Raw genomic sequence first — 17,541 nt, 5'->3', positions numbered from 1 at the left:
CTCAAGGAACGGACGCTTCCTTTGTACTCACCCTCTCGGGCTTTCCTCCGGGCTTCCCTTCGGTCTTGCGTTTCCGACTCTATCAGACCGTTTCCAGTCCCGATTCCCTGTCGGTTGGGATTGTCAAAGGCCCTGGGCTTTCGCCTGTCGGCCTTTCGACATTCACTACGTTAGCCGATTCCCTCGGCAGCTCATAATCGAGTTCCGCAGGTTCGAATTCAGGCATGCAGGCATGCCGAATGCGCCCCTGCTGAGAGGGAGTCGAAGGTAGTGGGTTGGCCGCTTCCGGCTGCTGGCGATTGCCGTACCCGGTTCAAGCGGCTCGGGCTACCTTACGCACCCTGCCAAGACGCGTCAACTTGAGCGACGCCTCGGCGTATGGGCCCGATAAGGGCTCACCGTCGGGTCGTTGGCGATCCAGAACCGCCACGGGTGGACCGCGCCCTCGCCGGACACTCCAGTACGGGGGCCGCTGCGTACCTGATGGGAGGGCACGGATGTACCGGCCAGCACCCTCAGGGGTGTCTCGCCCGTGGTGCACGCGTCCGTGCCGTCCAGGGAGCGGTCGACGTCCAGGGCGGTGGCGAGGCGGGCGGGGCCTTTGGCCAGTTCTTTGTCATTTCGGGCCGAGAGTCGACGTTTACGGGCCAGCTCGGCGCCCTCGACGATCTCGCCGGCGCGGAGCAGCACCGCCCTCGCCGTGCCCTCGGGACCGCACACCAGGTTCATGCAGTGCCACATGCCGTAGGTGAAGTAGACGTACACGTACCCGGGCGGACCGAACATCACACCGTTGCGGGCCGTCGGTCCGCGATAGGCGTGGGAGCCGGGGTCGTTACCGCCGTCGTAGGCCTCGACCTCTGTGATGCGCAGGACGATCGGGCCGTCAGGGGTCGTACGGACGAGGAGGTGGCCCAGGAGGTCGGGGGCGACCTCCAAAACAGGGCGGTCGAAGAACTCTCTGGGGAGTGGCATACGGTCCGTGGGCGCGATCATGGCGTCCGAGCGTAGTCCAGACCCACTTGTGCCAACGGGTGGTCAAGGTTCCGTGCGCTTGCCAGGGTGTGGGCCGGAACCGGTCGCGGTCGGATCGCGTTTGTAGGGATCAAGGATCCATACGTAAAGGGAGAGTCATGGGGTTCAAGAAGCTGCTCGCGAGCCTGGGGGCCGGCGGGGCTTCGGTGGAGACGGTGCTGACCGAGGTCAACGTCGTTCCTGGTGGTGTCGTCCAGGGTGAGGTGCGGATCCAGGGCGGGTCCGTGAACCAGGAGATCCAGGGGCTCTCGGTCGGACTGCAGGCCAAGGTCGAGGTGGAGAGCGGCGACCAGGAGTACAAGCAGGACATCGAGTTCACGAAGGTGCGCCTCGGCGACGCCTTCGAGCTGCGCGCGGGTGCGGTGCACGCGGTGCCGTTCGGTCTTGAGATCCCGTGGGAGACGCCGGTCACGATGATCGACGGGCAGGCGCTGCGCGGGATGCACATCGGGGTGAGCACCGAGCTGGCGATCGCGCGGGCCGTGGACTCCAGCGACCTGGACCCGGTCAACGTGCACCCGTTGCCGGCGCAGAAGGCGATTCTGGACGCCTTCATCCGGCTGGGCTTCCGCTTCAAGAATGCGGACATGGAGCGCGGTCACATCCGGGGGACGCGGCAGAAGCTGCCGTTCTACCAGGAGATCGAGTTCTACCCGCCGTCGCAGTACCGCGGGCTCAACCAGGTCGAGTTGAGCTTCGTGGCCGACGAGAACGCGATGGACGTCATCCTGGAGATGGACAAGAAGCCGGGACTGTTCAGTGAGGGCAGTGACACCTTCCGGTCCTTCCAGGTGGGCCAGCACGACTTCCAGGGGACCGACTGGGCGGCGTACCTCAACCAGTGGCTGTCCGAGGTCGGCAGCAAGCGGAACTGGTTCTAGGCTCGGAACGTACTGAAGATTCCGATCAGGAGGTACCGAGGTGACCGAGCTGAAGCGGCGACCACTCCCCCATGACTTCCATCCGCCCGTGCCGTCGTTCACGGTGACGAGTGAGGACGTCGAGGCCGGGGGGACGCTCAAGGACGCTCAGGTCTACGCGGCCGGCAACACCTCGCCGCAGTTGCGGTGGGAGGGCTTCCCGTCCGAGACCAAGAGTTTCGCCGTGACCTGCTACGACCCGGACGCCCCTACGGGGAGCGGGTTCTGGCACTGGACGGTGTTCGACATCCCGGTCTCGGTGACCGAGCTGCCTGCGGGTGCGGGCAGCGGCAAGTTCGAGGGGCTGCCGGAGGGCGTCGTACAGGTGCGCAACGACTACGGGTCGAAGGACTTCGGCGGTGCCGCGCCGCCGCCCGGGGACGGGTCGCACCGCTATGTGTTCACGGTGTATGCCGTGGACACGGAGAAGCTCGGTCCGGATTCGGATGTTTCTCCGGCGGTCGTCGGTTTCAACCTGCGGTTTCACACGCTCGCGCGTGCCCAACTGATCGGTGAGTACGAAGTGCCCGCCGAAGGCTGACGTTCATTGAACGTTTGCCCGCCTCTGGTCTTGGAATTGATCAGAGGCGGGCATTTTTTATTGCGTTGTCCATCTCGGCGTGCCCGGCCAGAGTTGATCCAAGCCCGCCACGCGGTGGGCCGGTTGCACATGGGAGGTGGGCTGGATGCGGGACACGCTGGTGCTGAACGCGAGCTTCGAGCCGCTGTCGACGGTGACGTTGAATCGTGCCGTCGTTCTGGTGCTCCAGGACAAGGCTGTCGTCGAGCAGGCCCACCCCGAACTGCGTATGCGCGGAGCGGAGGTTGATATACCGGCCCCCCGGGTGATCCGGTTGTGCAGGTATGTCAGGGTGCCGTTCCGAAGACAAGCTCCGTGGTCGAGGCGCGGTGTGCTGGTCCGTGACCGGCACAGGTGCGCTTACTGCGGCAGGCGGGCGACGACGGTCGACCATGTGGTGCCGAGGGCGCAGGGCGGTCAGGACTCCTGGCTGAACACGGTGGCCTCCTGCGCGGAGGACAACCACCTCAAGGCGGCTCGGACTCCGGAGCAGGCGGGGATGCCGCTGCTGCGGCAGCCGTTCGAGCCGACGCCGGCGGACGCGATGCTGCTGGCGCTGGGGACCGAGGACTTCGACGCCTTGCCGGAGTGGCTGGTGCAGCCGGCCGCGTAAAGCTTTCTCCTACGACACTGGGGCCCACCTCCTGCGGGAGGTGGGCCCCAGTGTCGTAGGACAGGCTGGTCAGTCGATGGACGGCTTCTCTCGGCGTTCCGAATTGCCCCCGGAGTTCCCCGAGTTGCCTCCGTCGCCGCCCGAACCGCCGCCGAACGGGCCCATGTTGCCCATCGCGCCGGAGAGGCCCTTGAGGGCGTCGCCGATCTCGCTGGGCACGATCCAGAGCTTGTTGGCGTCGCCTTCGGCGATCTTCGGGAGCATCTGGAGGTACTGGTAGCTGAGGAGCTTCTGGTCGGCGTCTCCGGCGTGGATGGCCTCGAAGACCGTACGGACGGCCTGGGCCTCGCCCTCTGCGCGCAGGGCGGCGGCCTTGGCCTCACCCTCGGCGCGCAGGATCTGGGACTGCTTCTCACCCTCGGCGGTGAGGATGGCGGCCTGGCGCGTGCCCTCCGCGGTGAGGATCGCGGCGCGCTTGTCGCGGTCGGCGCGCATCTGCTTCTCCATCGAGTCCTGGATGGAGGTGGGGGGCTCAATTGCCTTGAGTTCCACACGGTTTACGCGGATGCCCCACTTGCCCGTCGCCTCGTCGAGGACGCCGCGCAGGGCCGCGTTGATCTCCTCGCGGGAGGTCAGGGTCCGCTCCAGGTCCATGCCGCCGATGATGTTGCGGAGCGTGGTGACCGTGAGCTGCTCGATCGCCTGGATGTAGCTGGCGACCTCGTAGGTCGCGGCCCGGGCGTCGGTGACCTGGTAGTAGATGACCGTGTCGATGTTGACGACAAGGTTGTCCTGGGTGATCACCGGCTGCGGCGGGAACGGTACGACCTGTTCGCGCAGGTCGATGCGGTTGCGGATGGTGTCTATGAACGGGACGACGATGTTGAGTCCCGCGTTGAGTGTCCGTGTGTAGCGGCCGAATCGCTCCACGATCGCGGCACTTGCCTGCGGGATGACCTGGATCGTCTTGATCAAAGCGATGAAGACCAACACCACCAGGATGATCAAGACGATGATGACCGGTTCCATCGTGCTCCCCGTACCCTTCTCCGCCTCGGCGCTTTCGGAAGATCTTATGGTTGTTGAAGATCTTGCTGGTCGAGTCTGACAGACCGTCGGGCAACTCGTGTGCCGTTCGGTTCAGTTGAGTCCTGCGAGGTCAGATGACGATCGCGGTGGCTCCTTCGATCTCCACGACGTCCACCTCCTGGCCCGGTTCGTAGGCGCGCTCGGTGTCGAGCGAGCGGGCCGACCAGATCTCTCCGGCCAGCTTGATCCGGCCACCGCCGGAGCCGTCGACGCGTTCCAGGACGACGGCCTGCTTGCCCTTCAACGCGTCCACTCCGGTGGCGAGTTGGGGCAGTGTCGAACGGTGCCGGGCCGCGATGGGCCGTACGACTCCGATGAGGGCGACCGAGACGACGAGGAAGACGAGGACCTGGACGACGAGGTCCCCGCCGATCCCGGCGGTGGCCGACGCGGCGACGGCGCCCACGGCGAGCATGCCGAACTCCGGCATCGCGGTCACCACGAGCGGGATCCCGAGTGCTGCCGCGCCGACGAGCCACCACACCCATACGCCGATGTCGTTCACATGGTCATGGTAGGGCTGCGGGTCCGGTCGCGGACAGGGCGCATATGCCCGTACGGCCCGTATTTTTCAGGGGAGTTCGGTCAGGACATGGGGAGACCGTGTGCGGTCCAGCGGTCGCCGACCTGCTCGACGATGAGCGGGAGGCCGAAGCAGAGGGAGAGGTTGCGGGCGGTGAGTTCGAGTTCCAGCGGGCCCGCGGCGAGGACCTTGCCCTGACGGATCATCAGGACGTGGGTGAAGCCGGGGGCGATCTCCTCGACGTGGTGCGTGACCATGATCATGGAGGGGGCGATCGGGTCGCGGGCGAGGCGGCCGAGGCGGCGTACGAGGTCCTCGCGGCCACCGAGGTCGAGACCGGCGGCGGGCTCGTCGAGGAGGAGCAGCTCGGGGTCGGTCATCAGGGCGCGGGCGATGAGGGTGCGCTTGCGCTCGCCCTCGGAGAGGGTGCCGAACCTGCGGTCCAGGTAGTCGCTCATGCCGAGGCGGTCGAGGAAGGCGCGGGCACGCTGTTCGTCGATGTCCTCGTAGTCCTCGTTCCACCCGGCGGTCATGCCGTAGGCGGCGGTCAGAACGGTCTGCAGGACGGTCTGGCGCTTGGGGAGCTTCTCAGCCATGGCGATGCCGGCCACGCCGATGCGGGGGCGCAGTTCGAAGACGTCGACCTTGCCGAGGGTCTCGCCGAGGATGGTGGCGGTGCCGCTGCTGGGGAAGAGGTAGCTGGACGCGACGTTCAGGAGCGTGGTCTTGCCGGCGCCGTTCGGGCCGAGGATGACCCAGCGCTCGCCCTCCTTGACCGACCAGGAGACCTGGTCCACCAGAGCCCGGCCCTCCCGGACCACGGTTACGTCCTCCAGCTCCAGAACATCGCTCATGAGCGCGCTGTCTCCCATTGCATCGTCGGCCTGTCTCGGCTGTCGCGTGCGCCGGTAGGCGCAGCCCTCGAAGAAATCTACGCCACCGGCCGGGCGGTCCATTCCATCGGTCCGGTCCTTAGGCTGGAGGCCATGCTTTCGGAACCGCGTTCAGGGCGCCTCGCCGCCTGGGGAAATGCCCTCTTGGCCGGACTTGTCTCACCGGACGACGCCGTCCTCGCCATCGTCGGCGAGGACGCCGTGCACCGGGTGGAAGGGCTGCCGGGCGAGTCGGCACCCGTCGGACTCACCCTCGCGCTGGGGCGGCTGCGCACCCTCGGCGTCACCGGACTGCGGGTGGCGCTGCCCACCTCGGGACACCCGCTGGGGCTGAGCGGCCCGCCCGAGTTCAACGCGCGGGCCCTGGAGGCCGAGGAGGCGGTGATCTGCTACGGCGCCGCGCTCGGCCTGGTTCCCGAGGTGTACGAGGCCGGTCCCGCCGGTGATGTCCATGTCGAGGTCGTGTGGCACTGCCTGCCGGTGCGGGAGGCGCCGCCCGCCGATGTGCCCTCGCTCGGAGAGGCCGAGCGCGAGTTGGCGGAGGCACTCCGGGATGCGACGGAGGTGTTGTCGCGGATGGATGTCGCCGGTTCGGGGCCGGTCGCCGAGGCGGCGGTCGACGCGTACCGGGCGCGGGCCGAGCGTGGGCGGGAGGTGCTGGCGCCGGGGTATCCGCCGCGGGCGGTGCGGGTGCTGGAACTGGCGCAGCGGGTGGGGTTGTTGGTGTCCCTGGCCTACGAGAGCGGGCACGGGGGTGCGGTGAGCGCGTCCGAGATGGCGGTGCGGGCCGGGGCGTTGCGGCCGGTGGAGCGGACGGCTCGGCGGGCGCAGGTCGCGGCGTACAACTCCGTTGTGGAGGAGCGGGAGAAGGGGGCACGGTAAGAGTTCCGTTGCCCTGGTCAGAAGAGTCAGGTCTGTAAAAGAAGGGCCCCACGAGTCGTCGTTGACTCGTGGGGCCCCGCTCAGTGCTGTGGGCGTCAGTCGTTGACGCCCTTGTTGCCGAACGCGGGGTTCAGCAGGCCGATGACGTTGATGCTGTCTCCGACGACGTTGACGGGGACGTGGACCGGGACCTGCACGGTGTTGCCCGAGAGGACACCCGGCGACTTCACGGCCGCGCCGTCGGCATCCGCGTCGGCGACAGCGGCACCGGCGGAGGCGCCAGCGGCGATACCGGCGACGGTCAGGGCCACGGCGGCCTTCTTGGCGATGTTCATGAGAAGCATTCCTCCTGCGATTGCGTGACCGACCCGGCCGCGGGTCGTGCGCTGATCAACGCGGCAGGCGTCGGGAACGGCACGGGAATGCGCGTTTGACTGCCCGTTCGGATCATTGGCGGGACAAACCGACGAGGTGACGAACAGACCGGCCTCCCGGGAGCGCCCGGGAGGCCGGAGGTCACTGTCGCGGAGCGACGTGCGTCAGCCGTTGACGCCCAGGTTGCCGAAGGCGGGGTTCAGGACGCCGATGACGTTCACGCTGTTGCCCACCGCGTTCACCGGGACGTGCACCGGGACCTGGACGACGTTGCCCGAGCCGACGCCGGGCGAACCGACGGCCTGGCCGTTCGCCAGACCGTCGGCGGAGGCCAGCCCGGCACCGGCGGCGACCAGCCCGCCGGCCACCATCGTCACGGCCGCTGCCTTCTTCAGGTTCTTCACTTCTGAGCCCTCCTAGCGATCACCGCGACAGGCGCCGCGGCACGCACTGGAGAACGGCGGAGATCCACGAAGGATGCGCCATTCGGGGGACATTCCCACGACGGTATGAATCTCAGCCCGGAACGGGACGCTCCGGGTTGCCGCCGCGCCCCCTCTCACCTCGTCAGACCGTGGCGTACGGCGAAGAGGGCGGCCTGGGTGCGGTCCGCCAGGTCCAGCTTCATGAGGATGTTGGAGACGTGGGTCTTCACGGTCTTCTCGGACAGCACCAGGGCGCGGGCTATCTCGCGGTTGGAGCGGCCGTCCGCGATCAGGCCGAGCACCTCGCGCTCCCGCTCCGTGAGCGAACCGCCTCTCCCCTGCCCCGAGTTGGACTCCTCCTGGGACAACAGGACGCCCGCGACCTCGGGTTGGAGCAGGATGTGGCCGGCGTGGACGGATCGGATGGCGCCGGCCAGGGCGTCCGGGTCCACGTCCTTGTAGACGTAACCGGCGGCGCCCGCGCGCAGGGCCGGGATCACCGTGCGCTGTTCGGTGAAGCTGGTGACGATCAGCACGCGCGCGGGGTGGTCGAGTTCACGGAGTCGGCGCAGCGCCTCGATGCCGTCCATGCCCGGCATCTTGACGTCCATGAGGACGACGTCGGGCTTCAACTCCTCGGTGCGTGCGACTCCTTCGGCGCCGTCGGCCGCCTCGCCGACGACCTCGATGTCGTCCTGCACCTCCAGGAAGGTGCGCAGGCCCCGGCGGACGACCTGGTGGTCGTCGACGATCAGCACCTTGATTGCGTCAGCCACCGGGGACCTCCATCTCGATCGTGGTGCCCTTTCCGGGCGCCGATTCGACGGTCAGCGTGCCGCCGACGCCGCTGGTCCGGTCCCGCATGGAGACCAGGCCGAGGTGGCGTCCCGCGCGGCGGATCGACTGGGGTTCGAAGCCGCTGCCGTCGTCGGTGATCCGCAGGACCGCGCCGCAGCCGCTTCGCTCCAGGGTCACGGCGACATGGTCCGCGCCGGAGTGCCGCAGCGCGTTGTGCAGGGCCTCCTGGGCGACGCGCAGCATGGCCTCCTCCTGGGCGGCGGGCAGGGCGCGGAAGCCGCGTCCGGTGAAGGTCACGCGTGCGGTGTGGGCGCGGTCGAGGACCTGGATCTGGGTGCGCAGGGTGGCGCTCAGGCCGTCCTCGTCGAGGGCGGCGGGGCGCAACTCGACGACTGCGGCTCGCAGTTCGTCGGCGGCCTCGGCGGCGAGCGCGGCCACCTGCTGGAGTTCGCCCTTGGCGCGGGAGGGGTCGCGGTCCACGAGGGTGGCGGCGGCCTGTGCGGTGAGGCGGAGCGAGAAGAGTTTCTGGGCGACCGCGTCGTGCAGTTCGTGGGCGAGCCGGGAGCGCTCCTCGGCGATGGTCAGCTCGCGGCTGCGCTCGTAGAGGCGGGCGTTGGTGAGGGCGATGGCGGCGTGCTGGGCGAGGATCGAGAGCAGCTCCTCGTCCTCCTCGGTGAAGCCGCAACCGCCGTCCGTTTTGGGGCAGTTCTTGTTGGCGAGGAAGAGTGCGCCGATGACCTCGTCGTCGTCGCGGATGGGCAGGCCGAGGAAGTCGGACATCTCGGGGTGGGCCGAGGGCCAGCCCTCGAATCGCGGGTCCTTGCGCACGTCGGCGAGTCGCTCGGCCTTCGCCTCGTGCAGCATCGCGGCGAGGATGCCGTGCTGGCGCGGGAGCGGGCCGATGGCCTTCCACTGGGCGTCGCTGACGCCGTCGACCACGAACTGGGCGAAGCCGCCGTGGTCGTCGGGGACACCGAGGGCGGCGTACTGCGCGTCGAGCAGCTCGCGGGCCGAGGCGACGATCGTCTTGAGGACGTCGCGCACCTCCAGGTGCCTGCTCATGGCCAGCAGCGCGGAACTCACCGCCGCGAGGCCGGACCGTGGACCTTGGCTCATGTCCTCACGGTACCGGCGGGGTGTGACAGCGCGGATCGGGCCGGTGACGGCCGTCGTCTGGTCCGGTGGACCTAGGGCGAAGGGCCCCGGTGGAGTGCGCCCCGCGTCCGACGCGGTACCGGCGGTCCCGTTCCTACGGTGGGTGCACCGCGCCGATGGAGGTGTGGTGGACGAGGGGACGGGTGTCATGTCGGTAGCGATCATCACCGGGGCGTCGAAGGGGCTGGGGCGGGCGCTCGCCGAGGCGCTCGCGGCGCGGGGCTGGGACCTGGTGCTCGACGCCAGGTCCGAGGGGGTGCTCGGAGAGGCGGCCAGAGCCGTCTCCGCGTACGGCACGCGCGTGGAGGCCGTCCCCGGGGATGTCACGGACGCGGTGCACCGGGCCGAGCTGGTGGCCGCGGCGGGCAAGCTGGGCGGCGTCGACCTGGTGGTGAGCAACGCGAGCGCGCTGGGCGCCGAGCCGCTCGTACGCCTTGCGGAGCTGCCCCTGGACGGGCTGCGCCGGGCGCTGGAGGTGAACGTGGTGGCGGCGCTCGGGCTGGTCCAGGAAGCCCTCCCGCTGCTGCGGGCGTCGCGGGTGGGCTCGGTGATCGCGGTCAGCTCGGACGCGGCGGCCGAGGCGTACGAGACGTGGGGCGGGTACGGGGCGTCCAAGGCGGCCCTCGACCAGCTCGCGGCCGTGCTCGCCGCGGAGGAGCCGGGGCTGCGGGTGTGGGCGGTCGACCCCGGGGACATGGGCACGGACCTGTACGCGGCCGCCGTACCGGACGACGACGATCCCCGGCCCGCGCCGACCTCGGTGGTACCGGCCTTCCTCCGGCTGCTGGACGAGCGTCCGGCGAGCGGTCGCTATGGAGCACCGGCCCTGCTGGAGGAGCGATGACGGTGGCCATGGGGGTCCCCCCGTTCGAGCGCAGTCGAGAAGGGGGGAAGGTTCCGGAGGAACTGTCCGCGCGCGTGCCGGTCGAACAGCGCGGGCCCGGGCTGGACCGGGACGCCGTACGACTGCTCGTGTCCCGGGGCACCGAGGTGGCCCATCACAGGTTCGCGGAGCTGCCGTCGCTGCTGCGGGCCGGGGATCTGCTGATCGTGAACACGTCTCCGACCCTGGCCGCGGCGGTCGACGGACGGATCGGGCACGCCCGCGTGGTGGTGCATTTCTCCACGCGGGGCGATGACGGGCGGTGGGCGGTGGAGCTGCGCGAACCGGACGGGAAGGGCACCACACGCGCGCGTGCGGGCGGCCCGGCCGGGACGGAGGTGCGGCTGCCCGGGGGTGTGCGGCTGGCCCTGGAAGAGCCGTTGAGCGCGCGGGGCGAGCGGTTGTGGTGGGCGCGGGCGGCGGCGGACGTCCAGGGGATGCTGCGGGAGTACGGCCGCCCCATTCGCTACGCCTATACGGAGCGGGACCAGCCGTTGGCCGTCTATCAGACCGTGTTCTCGTTGCCGTCCGGGGACGGGGCCGGCAGTGCGGAGATGCCCAGTGCCGCTCGGCCCTTCACCGCGCGGATGGTGGCGGAGCTGGTGAGTCGGGGGGTGCAGTTCGCGCCGATCACCCTGCACACCGGGGTGGCGTCCGCCGAGGCGCACGAGCCGCCGTATCCGGAGCGGTTCGCGGTGCCCGAGGCGTCGGCCCGGTTGATCAATGCCGCCCGGGCCGGGGACGGTCGGGTGCTCGCGGTCGGGACCACCGCGGTGCGGGCCGTGGAGTCGGCCGCCGGGGACAGCGGGGTCGTACGCGCGCGTGCGGGGTGGACGGATCTCGTCGTCACCCCGGAGCGGGGGGTGCGGGTGGTGGACGGGCTGCTGACGGGGCTGCACGAGCCGGAGGCCTCGCATCTGCTGATGCTGGAGGCGGTCGCCGGGCGGGCCGCCGTGGACCGTGGCTACGAGGAGGCGCTGCGCGGGCGCTACCTGTGGCACGAGTTCGGCGACGTGCACCTCATCCTCACGAAAGAGGACCCTCACACAGTGCGTTGCTCCAGCAACTGCCCGTGAGGATGGTGTGGGGACGATGTGAGCCCGCACATAGGGCCCAGATCACGTACTAAGGGACATAGGAACTAAAGCCGACCCGCTTGAGCGGGACAGACAGTCCTGTCTGTCCCGTTTTGCCCTTCCCTGCTCCACTACCCGGGATCGTACGTCACACCTTTGCCACAGGTTTTTGCGGCCGCTAAGAATTGCATCCGTCGCTCAGCGCCGCGGATTCCGTCCGCGGCGTTTGTGCCGGAAGCACCCGCGTCCCCGCCGGACGGTGAGCGACCTCCCCGCGATTCGAAGAGGTCCATCCGCCATGCCCAAGAACACCCAGAATCCTGGCCACGGTCGCCTGACCAGGCTGACGAAGCAGCACAAGATCGCGCTCGCCGGTGTCGCCACGCTCGGCGCCGCCGCCCTCGCCTTCTCGGCGGTGCCCGGCGACGCGGGGACGACCACGAACGACGCCGCGTCCTCGGCCCACGTGGCGTACAGCTCGGAGCCCATCAAGGACGTCAAGGCCAGCGTCACCGACCAGCTCGCCGGCGCCAGCGTGAAGGCCGAGGCGATCCAGGCGAAGGCCGACGCAAAGGCGAAGGCCGCGAAGGCTGCTGCCAAGGCCAAGGCGGACGCCGCCGCGAAGAAGAAGGCCGCCGCCGCGGCCGCCGCCAAGAAGAAGGCGGAGGCCGCGCGCAAGGCCAAGGCCAAGAAGGCCGCGAGCCGCGCCGCCCAGCGCGTCAAGCTCCAGCCCGTCGCCGCGACGACCTACGCCAACAACCTCAACGGCTGGATCAACCACGCCCTCGCGATCATGAAGCAGAAGGGCATCCCGGGTTCGTACAACGGCCTGTACAAGAACATCATGCGGGAGTCCTCGGGCAACCCGAGCGCCGTCAACGGCTGGGACGTCAACGCGGTCAACGGCACCCCGTCGATCGGTCTGCTCCAGGTCATCCAGCCGACGTTCAACGCGTACCACGTCTCCGGTACCTCGACGAACATCTACGACCCGGTCGCCAACATCACCGCCGCCGCCAACTACGCGGCCGACCGGTACGGCTCGATCGACAACGTCAACAGCGCGTACTGAGGCCTCCGGCGGACCTCTGGGTCTCGGTATCGACGCCGAAGGGCGGCACCCCCACCAGGGGCGCCGCCCTTCGGCGTCGTACGCGAACGGTCACTTGCGCATGACCTCGGGCTCGTGCCGGCGCAGGAAGCGCGCCACGAAGAAGCCGCAGACCACGCCGAGGACGATCAGGGCTGCCATGTCCATGCCCCAGGCGCCGACGGTGTGCTCCCACAGCGGGTCGGCGCTGTCGCCCGGCTTGGGCGGGCTGATCTTGTTGAAGTCCAGCGTGGCGCCCGCGGCGCCGACCGCCCAGCGCGACGGCATCAGGTACGAGAACTGGTTGACGCCGATCGCGCCGTTCAACGTGAACAGGCAGCCGGTGAAGACGACCTGGATGATCGCGAACATCACCAGCAGCGGCATGGTCTTCTCGGCCGTCTTCACCAGCGACGAGATGATCAGGCCGAACATCATCGCGGTGAAGCCGAGGCCCATGATCGGGATGCAGAGCTCGAACATGGTCTGGCTGCCCAGGACCAGGCCCTGCTCCGGGATCTCCCGGCTGGAGAAGCCGATGACACCGACCATCAGGCCCTGCAGCGCGGTGATCACGCCGAGCACGAACACCTTGGACATCAGGTACGCGGAACGGGACAGGCCCGTTGCGCGTTCCCGTTCGTAGATGACCCGTTCCTTGATCAGCTCGCGGACGGAGTTGGCCGCGCCGGCGAAGCAGGCGCCGACCGCCAGGATCAGCAGGACCGTGGTGGCCGTGCCGTTCGGGATGATGTTCCCGGTCTTCGGGCTGGGCGGGTTGGGCAGCAGGCTGTTGCCCGAGTCGATGAGCAGGCTCACCGCGCCCAGGACGCCCGGCAGGATCACCATCAGGGCCAGGAAGCCCTTGTCGGAGGCGATCACCGCGACATAGCGGCGCACCAGCGTGACGAACTGCGACATCCAGCCCTGCGGCTTCGGCGGCTTCATCGCCTGCATCGGCGGCATCTGTACGGACTGCGGAGCGATCGCGTCGATGTCGGCGGCGTACATCTGGTAGTGCTGCGAGCCCTTCCAGCGGCCCGCCCAGTCGTAGTCGCGGTAGTTCTCGAAGGCGGAGAAGACGTCGGCCCAGGTGTCGTAGCCGAAGAAGTTCAGTGCCTCCTCCGGCGGGCCGAAGTAGGCGACGGAGCCGCCGGGGGCCATCACCAACAGCTTGTCGCAGATCGCCAGTTCGGCCACGGAGTGGGTGACGACGAGGACGGTGCGGCCGTCGTCTGCGAGGCCGCGCAGCAGTTGCATGACATCGCGGTCCATGCCCGGGTCGAGGCCCGAGGTGGGCTCGTCCAGGAAGATCAGCGAAGGCTTGGTGAGGAGTTCCAGGGCCACCGAGACGCGCTTGCGCTGGCCGCCGGAGAGCGAGGTGATCTTCTTCTCTTTGTGGATGTCGAGCTTCAGCTCGCGCAGCACCTCGTCGATGCGGGCCTCGCGCTCGGCGCCGGTGGTGTCGGCGGGGAAGCGCAGCTTGGCCGCGTACTTGAGGGCCTTCTTGACGGTCAGCTCCTTGTGCAGGATGTCGTCCTGCGGGACCAGACCGATGCGCTGCCGCAGCTCGGCGAACTGCTTGTAGAGGTTGCGGTTGTCGTAGAGGACGTCGCCCTGGTTGGCGGGCCGGTAGCCGGTGAGCGCCTTGAGCAGGGTCGACTTGCCGGAACCTGACGGGCCGATGACCGCGATCAGCGACTTCTCCGGTACGCCGAAGGAGACGTCCTTGAGGATCTGCTTGCCGCCGTCGACCGTCACCGTCAAGTGCCGGGCGGAGAAGGAGACTTCACCGGTGTCGACGAACTCTTCGAGCCGGTCGCCGACCAGTCGGAACGTGGAGTGGCCGACGCCGACGATGTCGTTCGGGCCGAGCAGCGCCGAGCCGCCCTTGGCGATCGGCTGGCCGTTGACGTACGTGCCGTTGTGCGAGCCGAGGTCACGGATCTCGAAGCGGCCGTCGGGCGTCGCGTGGAACTCGGCGTGGTGGCGCGACACTTGGAGGTCGGAGACCACCAACTCGTTCTCCAGCGCACGGCCGATACGCATGATGCGGCCGATCGAGAACTGGTGGAACGTGGTCGGGCTGCGGTCGCCGTAGACCGGCGGCGCCCCCGCGCCGGCGCCGGGTCCCTGCTGCGGCGGAATCTGCGAAGCGGGCGGCGGCGGCTGGTAGCGCTGCTGCTCCGGCGTCTGCTGCGGTGGTGCCTGCTGGGCCGGTGCCTGCTGTGCCCAGCCGGGGGCCGCGCCCTGCGCGGCGTACGGCTGTTGCTGCGGCTGGGCCTGCGGAGCGGCCACGGCCGCCGCGGCGCCGGACAGGCTCAGTTGCGGGCCGTCGGTCGCGTTGCCCAGATGCACGGACGAGCCGGGGCCGATCTCCATCTGGTGGATGCGCCGGCCCTGCACGAACGTGCCGTTGGTGCTGCCGTGGTCGTCGATGACCCAACTCCGGCCGCTCCAACTGATCGTGGCGTGCCGCCAGGAGACCCTGGCGTCGTCGACCACGACATCCCCCTGCGGATCACGTCCGAGGGTGTAGGGCCTGGACGCGTCGAGCGTCCAGGTCCGTCCATTCAATTCCAGTACGAGTTCCGGCACTCCATGCCCCACTGAGTAGTCCCCCGAGTTACCCCCATCACAGGGAGTCTAGGGATGTCGAACATCGTCGGGAACTATTTCAGGCTGCACCCCCTGACCGAAAGTCGGGCCTTGTGGAGACCACGTCGGTACGCGTTCGCCGGTTCCGTTGACGGGGTTGAAACCGACCCGGAGAGTGGTAATCCACGCGAGGGGGACACGTGGTGTCCGCTCCGCGCCGCGGATCGGGGGGTCTGCCATGAACTCAGCGACGAGTGTCAGGACGGCGAGCTACGACACGAGGGTGCCCTGGGGTGACGTCCTGCTCTCCGCGATCGCGGCGGTGAGCTGGGCGTTGATAGGGATGGCGGGCACGGCCGCGCTCGGCCTGCACCTGCTGGGCGCCGACGCGACGGGCTCGCTCGGCCCGATGACCGCGGCGGTGGTGGCCCTCGGCGCGGGTGGTTCGGTCACCCCGACGGGCGATGTCTCCGCGTTCGGCCTGACCGGCGCGCAGGCGACCACGGCGGTCACGATCACGCCGTTGGGCGTGAGTCTGGTGGGAGCGCTCCTGCTGTCGTATTTCTTCCTACGGTCCTTTCGGGCGGCCGGAGTTGTGATCGCACCGGCCGAACTCCTCGCGCGCGCGGGGTCGGTGATCGTGCTCTTCGTAGCGATGCTCGGGGGACTGGCCTGGGCGGGGCACGACGTCATCACCATCGACGGCAGCAAACTGGGCCTCGACAAACTGACGGGCGGCGGTGGTGACGGCGGTGGGGTGAACATCCCCGGTCTCGGTGACATCGGGGACATCGGCGGGCTGCTGCCGGACAAGATCGGCGACCTCGTCAAGGCGAAGGCTGCCGTCGGCTTCACCGTCGACACGGCGCCGACCCTGCTGGGCGGCCTGGCCTGGTCGGCGGGCATCCTCCTCATCGCCCTGCTGGCCTCCCGCCGTACGCCCCTCCCACCCGGTTGGGATCCCGTCCACCGTGTCGTACGACCGGCCGCGTCCGCGCTGGTCGCGGTGGGGCTGGTCGCGGTGGCGGCGGGGCTCGCGGCGGCGGCGTACGCGGCGATCGGCGACGACCACCCCAAACGGATCGCGGGCGCCGCCCTGTTGGGCGCGCCCAACGGGGTCTGGCTCGGCATCCCGCTCGGCCTCTTCGTCCCCTGGGACGGCAAGGCGACCGGCGAACTCGCGAAGCTCCTCCCCCACCCCCTGGACCAACTCCTGAGCGCGAAGACCAACGAGCCGGTGACCCTCGGCCGACTGGCCGAACTGGACAGCCGGGTATGGCTGTTGGCGGTCGCAGCGGCACTGATGATGCTGCTGGCGGGGGTGTTGACGGCAGCGCGGACGCCTGTGCCGTCGGCGAGTCCGGGGGCTCTCGGCTTCGCCGGGCGGTGCGCTCTGCGCCTGGGCGCGGTGACCGCGCTGACACTGCCGCTGCTGGCCTGGCTGACGGATGTGTCGGTGGACGCCTCACTGTCGGTACTGGGCTTCGACGCGTTCGGCGCCGGAATCGATCTGCACGGCCATCTGGGCATGGCGCTGCTGCTCGGCGCGGTGTGGGGCGCGGGCGCGGGGGGCTTCGGCGGACTGCTCGCGTACACGACAGGGGCAGCGGGCAGGCGTGCGGCGCGGCTGGCACTGGGGGACGTGGGGGCGGGGGCTCCGGGGAGGGGGCCTGTCCCGGATGCCTGGGCACCCGGACACGACCCCGAACACGCACAACCTGCGGGGAGCGCGGGGCACTCGGGGCCCTACGTACCGAGCACGCCGTACCGTGCGCCGAACCCGGCTACTAATCCCTATCTCCAACTGCCCGAGGAACTACGGCGACCGGAGGACAGCGGGGCGGAGGGTGGTGGGCCGGGAGGCGGGGCTCGGTCCCGTGGGCAAGGGTGGCCACCGGACGGGGGGTCGGCTCGGGAGGGGGCATGGTCGCCGGGGGCGCGAGGGGGGCGGCCTGCCTCCGGCTCCGGGGCGGCACCTGGCGCGGCGGGGCCGCCGTATCCCGGAGATGCGCAGCCGCCCCGGGCCGTTCCGGCGGATTCGGGCTCGCCCCAGGAAGGCGCGTTGCCACCAGCTCCGCGGGCACCACGCGGAGGAGGCCGGCCGGCCGCCGAAGGCACACCGGGTCTCGGTGCGACCCAACCACCGGAAGACGTACGGCAGCCCGGCCGCGGTCCGGCGGGGCCGCCGTATCCCGGAGGCTCGCGGCCGCCCGGCACCGTGTCCGCGGACGACGGCACTCGCCCTTACGACGACCGGCAGCGGCCTGGTGCGTGGTCTCTGCGGGGAAGGCCCCGGCCCCCTGCTGGAAGCGCACCGGACTCTGGTGCGGCACCACCACCGGGAGACGCAGGGCGGTCCGGATCGAGTCCGGCGCCCGGGGCCCTGGGCCCGTCGTATCCCGGAGGTTCGCGGCCGCCCTGGGCCATGCCGGCGGACTCGGGCTCACCTCAGGAGGGGGCGCAGCCGCCGGGCAGCGCAGGGCAGTCCGGATCAGGTCCGGCATCCGGCACACCAGGGCCTTCATATCCCGCAGGCTCACAGCATCCCGGGGCTCCTCCGCCCCCCGTCGACATGTACGGCGCTCCAACCATGGCGCAGCCCTACG

At 69.7% G+C, this 17,541-nt stretch carries 16 protein-coding genes and 1 pseudogene; 8 read left to right on the top strand and 9 right to left on the bottom strand.

The annotated features are described in order from the left end of the window. Window positions 1–354: 354 nt before the first annotated feature. Window positions 355–996 (bottom strand): DNA-3-methyladenine glycosylase, encoded by a 642-nt coding sequence (locus ABZT04_RS24650; RefSeq protein ID WP_356059130.1) that lies wholly within the window; start codon window positions 994–996, stop codon window positions 355–357. Window positions 997–1,133: 137 nt separating this feature from the next. Between ABZT04_RS24650 and ABZT04_RS24645 the strand changes: the two genes are divergently transcribed. From ABZT04_RS24645 to ABZT04_RS24635, 3 genes are all read left to right on the top strand, one after another. Next, entirely contained in the window at window positions 1,134–1,916 is a 783-nt protein-coding gene (locus tag ABZT04_RS24645) for a sporulation protein (RefSeq protein ID WP_356059129.1), read from the top strand. Window positions 1,917–1,956: 40 nt separating this feature from the next. Beyond that, a complete protein-coding gene (locus ABZT04_RS24640; RefSeq protein ID WP_356059128.1) occupies window positions 1,957–2,496 on the top strand; it encodes a YbhB/YbcL family Raf kinase inhibitor-like protein in 540 nt (179 codons plus the stop codon). A gap of 145 nt (window positions 2,497–2,641) precedes the next feature. Continuing rightward, a complete protein-coding gene (locus ABZT04_RS24635; protein ID WP_355922452.1) occupies window positions 2,642–3,148 on the top strand; it encodes an HNH endonuclease in 507 nt (168 codons plus the stop codon). A 69-nt stretch (window positions 3,149–3,217) separates the two neighbouring features. On the opposite strand, the gene ABZT04_RS24630 is transcribed toward ABZT04_RS24635, so the two are convergent. The 3 genes from ABZT04_RS24630 to ABZT04_RS24620 all read right to left on the bottom strand — a co-directional run bounded on the left by ABZT04_RS24630 (window position 3,218) and on the right by ABZT04_RS24620 (window position 5,614). After that, window positions 3,218–4,177 (bottom strand): SPFH domain-containing protein, encoded by a 960-nt coding sequence (locus tag ABZT04_RS24630; protein ID WP_356059127.1) that lies wholly within the window; start codon window positions 4,175–4,177, stop codon window positions 3,218–3,220. A gap of 130 nt (window positions 4,178–4,307) precedes the next feature. Beyond that, window positions 4,308–4,742 carry an NfeD family protein gene (locus ABZT04_RS24625; RefSeq protein WP_356059126.1) on the bottom strand — a complete coding sequence of 145 codons (435 nt, stop codon included), beginning with the start codon at window positions 4,740–4,742 and terminating at the stop codon, window positions 4,308–4,310. 80 nt (window positions 4,743–4,822) lie between these two features. Beyond that, complete coding sequence (locus tag ABZT04_RS24620; protein WP_356059125.1) at window positions 4,823–5,614, bottom strand: ABC transporter ATP-binding protein; 792 nt, start codon at window positions 5,612–5,614, stop codon at window positions 4,823–4,825. Between the two features lie 132 nt (window positions 5,615–5,746). Here ABZT04_RS24620 and ABZT04_RS24615 point away from each other — a divergent pair, with 132 nt between their 5' ends. Then, window positions 5,747–6,535, top strand: coding sequence for a hypothetical protein (locus ABZT04_RS24615; RefSeq protein WP_356059124.1), 789 nt, complete (start codon window positions 5,747–5,749; stop codon window positions 6,533–6,535). 95 nt (window positions 6,536–6,630) lie between these two features. Here ABZT04_RS24615 and ABZT04_RS24610 read toward each other — a convergent pair whose 3' ends face one another. The 4 genes from ABZT04_RS24610 to ABZT04_RS24595 all read right to left on the bottom strand — a co-directional run bounded on the left by ABZT04_RS24610 (window position 6,631) and on the right by ABZT04_RS24595 (window position 9,249). Further along, complete coding sequence (locus ABZT04_RS24610; protein WP_356059123.1) at window positions 6,631–6,870, bottom strand: chaplin; 240 nt, start codon at window positions 6,868–6,870, stop codon at window positions 6,631–6,633. 204 nt (window positions 6,871–7,074) lie between these two features. Further along, window positions 7,075–7,314, bottom strand: a complete 240-nt coding sequence (locus ABZT04_RS24605; protein WP_356059122.1) for a chaplin — start codon at window positions 7,312–7,314, stop codon at window positions 7,075–7,077. 155 nt (window positions 7,315–7,469) lie between these two features. Continuing rightward, a complete protein-coding gene (locus ABZT04_RS24600; RefSeq protein ID WP_033286423.1) occupies window positions 7,470–8,111 on the bottom strand; it encodes a response regulator transcription factor in 642 nt (213 codons plus the stop codon). Further along, window positions 8,104–9,249: a GAF domain-containing sensor histidine kinase gene (locus ABZT04_RS24595; RefSeq protein WP_356059121.1), complete on the bottom strand. Its 1,146-nt coding sequence runs from the start codon at window positions 9,247–9,249 to the stop codon at window positions 8,104–8,106. The genes ABZT04_RS24600 and ABZT04_RS24595 overlap by 8 nt, the downstream gene beginning before the upstream one ends. Before the next feature lie 187 nt (window positions 9,250–9,436). Here ABZT04_RS24595 and ABZT04_RS24590 point away from each other — a divergent pair, with 187 nt between their 5' ends. The 3 genes from ABZT04_RS24590 to ABZT04_RS24580 all read left to right on the top strand — a co-directional run bounded on the left by ABZT04_RS24590 (window position 9,437) and on the right by ABZT04_RS24580 (window position 12,319). After that, window positions 9,437–10,132: an SDR family NAD(P)-dependent oxidoreductase gene (locus ABZT04_RS24590; RefSeq protein WP_356059120.1), complete on the top strand. Its 696-nt coding sequence runs from the start codon at window positions 9,437–9,439 to the stop codon at window positions 10,130–10,132. Continuing rightward, complete coding sequence (locus tag ABZT04_RS24585; protein ID WP_356059119.1) at window positions 10,129–11,247, top strand: S-adenosylmethionine:tRNA ribosyltransferase-isomerase; 1,119 nt, start codon at window positions 10,129–10,131, stop codon at window positions 11,245–11,247. Before ABZT04_RS24590 ends, ABZT04_RS24585 begins: the two co-directional genes overlap by 4 nt. A gap of 298 nt (window positions 11,248–11,545) precedes the next feature. After that, window positions 11,546–12,319: a transglycosylase SLT domain-containing protein gene (locus ABZT04_RS24580; RefSeq protein WP_356059118.1), complete on the top strand. Its 774-nt coding sequence runs from the start codon at window positions 11,546–11,548 to the stop codon at window positions 12,317–12,319. Window positions 12,320–12,409: 90 nt separating this feature from the next. On the opposite strand, the gene ABZT04_RS24575 is transcribed toward ABZT04_RS24580, so the two are convergent. Continuing rightward, window positions 12,410–14,935, bottom strand: coding sequence for an FHA domain-containing protein (locus tag ABZT04_RS24575; RefSeq protein ID WP_356059117.1), 2,526 nt, complete (start codon window positions 14,933–14,935; stop codon window positions 12,410–12,412). Window positions 14,936–15,173: 238 nt separating this feature from the next. Here ABZT04_RS24575 and ABZT04_RS24570 point away from each other — a divergent pair. Then, window positions 15,174–16,772: pseudogene (locus ABZT04_RS24570) on the top strand (streptophobe family protein); the annotation flags it as partial. Between the last annotated feature and the right edge of the window lie 769 nt (window positions 16,773–17,541).

The organism is Streptomyces sp. NPDC005492 (assembly GCF_040605995.1).
GTDB lineage: Bacteria > Actinomycetota > Actinomycetes > Streptomycetales > Streptomycetaceae > Streptomyces.
This window is presented reverse-complemented; position numbering and strand designations above follow the sequence as displayed.

What these genes read in the sequence shown, in the direction of transcription:
- ABZT04_RS24580 (WP_356059118.1), top strand. Translation starts at nt 11,546, where the DNA reads ATGCCCAAGAACACCCAGAATCCTGGCCACGGTCGCCTGACCAGGCTG.
- ABZT04_RS24615 (WP_356059124.1), top strand. Translation starts at nt 5,747, where the DNA reads ATGCTTTCGGAACCGCGTTCAGGGCGCCTCGCCGCCTGGGGAAATGCC.
- ABZT04_RS24590 (WP_356059120.1), top strand. Translation starts at nt 9,437, where the DNA reads ATGTCGGTAGCGATCATCACCGGGGCGTCGAAGGGGCTGGGGCGGGCG.
- ABZT04_RS24585 (WP_356059119.1), top strand. Translation starts at nt 10,129, where the DNA reads ATGACGGTGGCCATGGGGGTCCCCCCGTTCGAGCGCAGTCGAGAAGGG.
- ABZT04_RS24595 (WP_356059121.1), bottom strand. Translation starts at nt 9,249, where the DNA reads ATGAGCCAAGGTCCACGGTCCGGCCTCGCGGCGGTGAGTTCCGCGCTG.
- ABZT04_RS24630 (WP_356059127.1), bottom strand. Translation starts at nt 4,177, where the DNA reads ATGGAACCGGTCATCATCGTCTTGATCATCCTGGTGGTGTTGGTCTTC.
- ABZT04_RS24635 (WP_355922452.1), top strand. Translation starts at nt 2,642, where the DNA reads ATGCGGGACACGCTGGTGCTGAACGCGAGCTTCGAGCCGCTGTCGACG.
- ABZT04_RS24620 (WP_356059125.1), bottom strand. Translation starts at nt 5,614, where the DNA reads ATGAGCGATGTTCTGGAGCTGGAGGACGTAACCGTGGTCCGGGAGGGC.
- ABZT04_RS24645 (WP_356059129.1), top strand. Translation starts at nt 1,134, where the DNA reads ATGGGGTTCAAGAAGCTGCTCGCGAGCCTGGGGGCCGGCGGGGCTTCG.
- ABZT04_RS24650 (WP_356059130.1), bottom strand. Translation starts at nt 996, where the DNA reads ATGATCGCGCCCACGGACCGTATGCCACTCCCCAGAGAGTTCTTCGAC.
- ABZT04_RS24610 (WP_356059123.1), bottom strand. Translation starts at nt 6,870, where the DNA reads ATGAACATCGCCAAGAAGGCCGCCGTGGCCCTGACCGTCGCCGGTATC.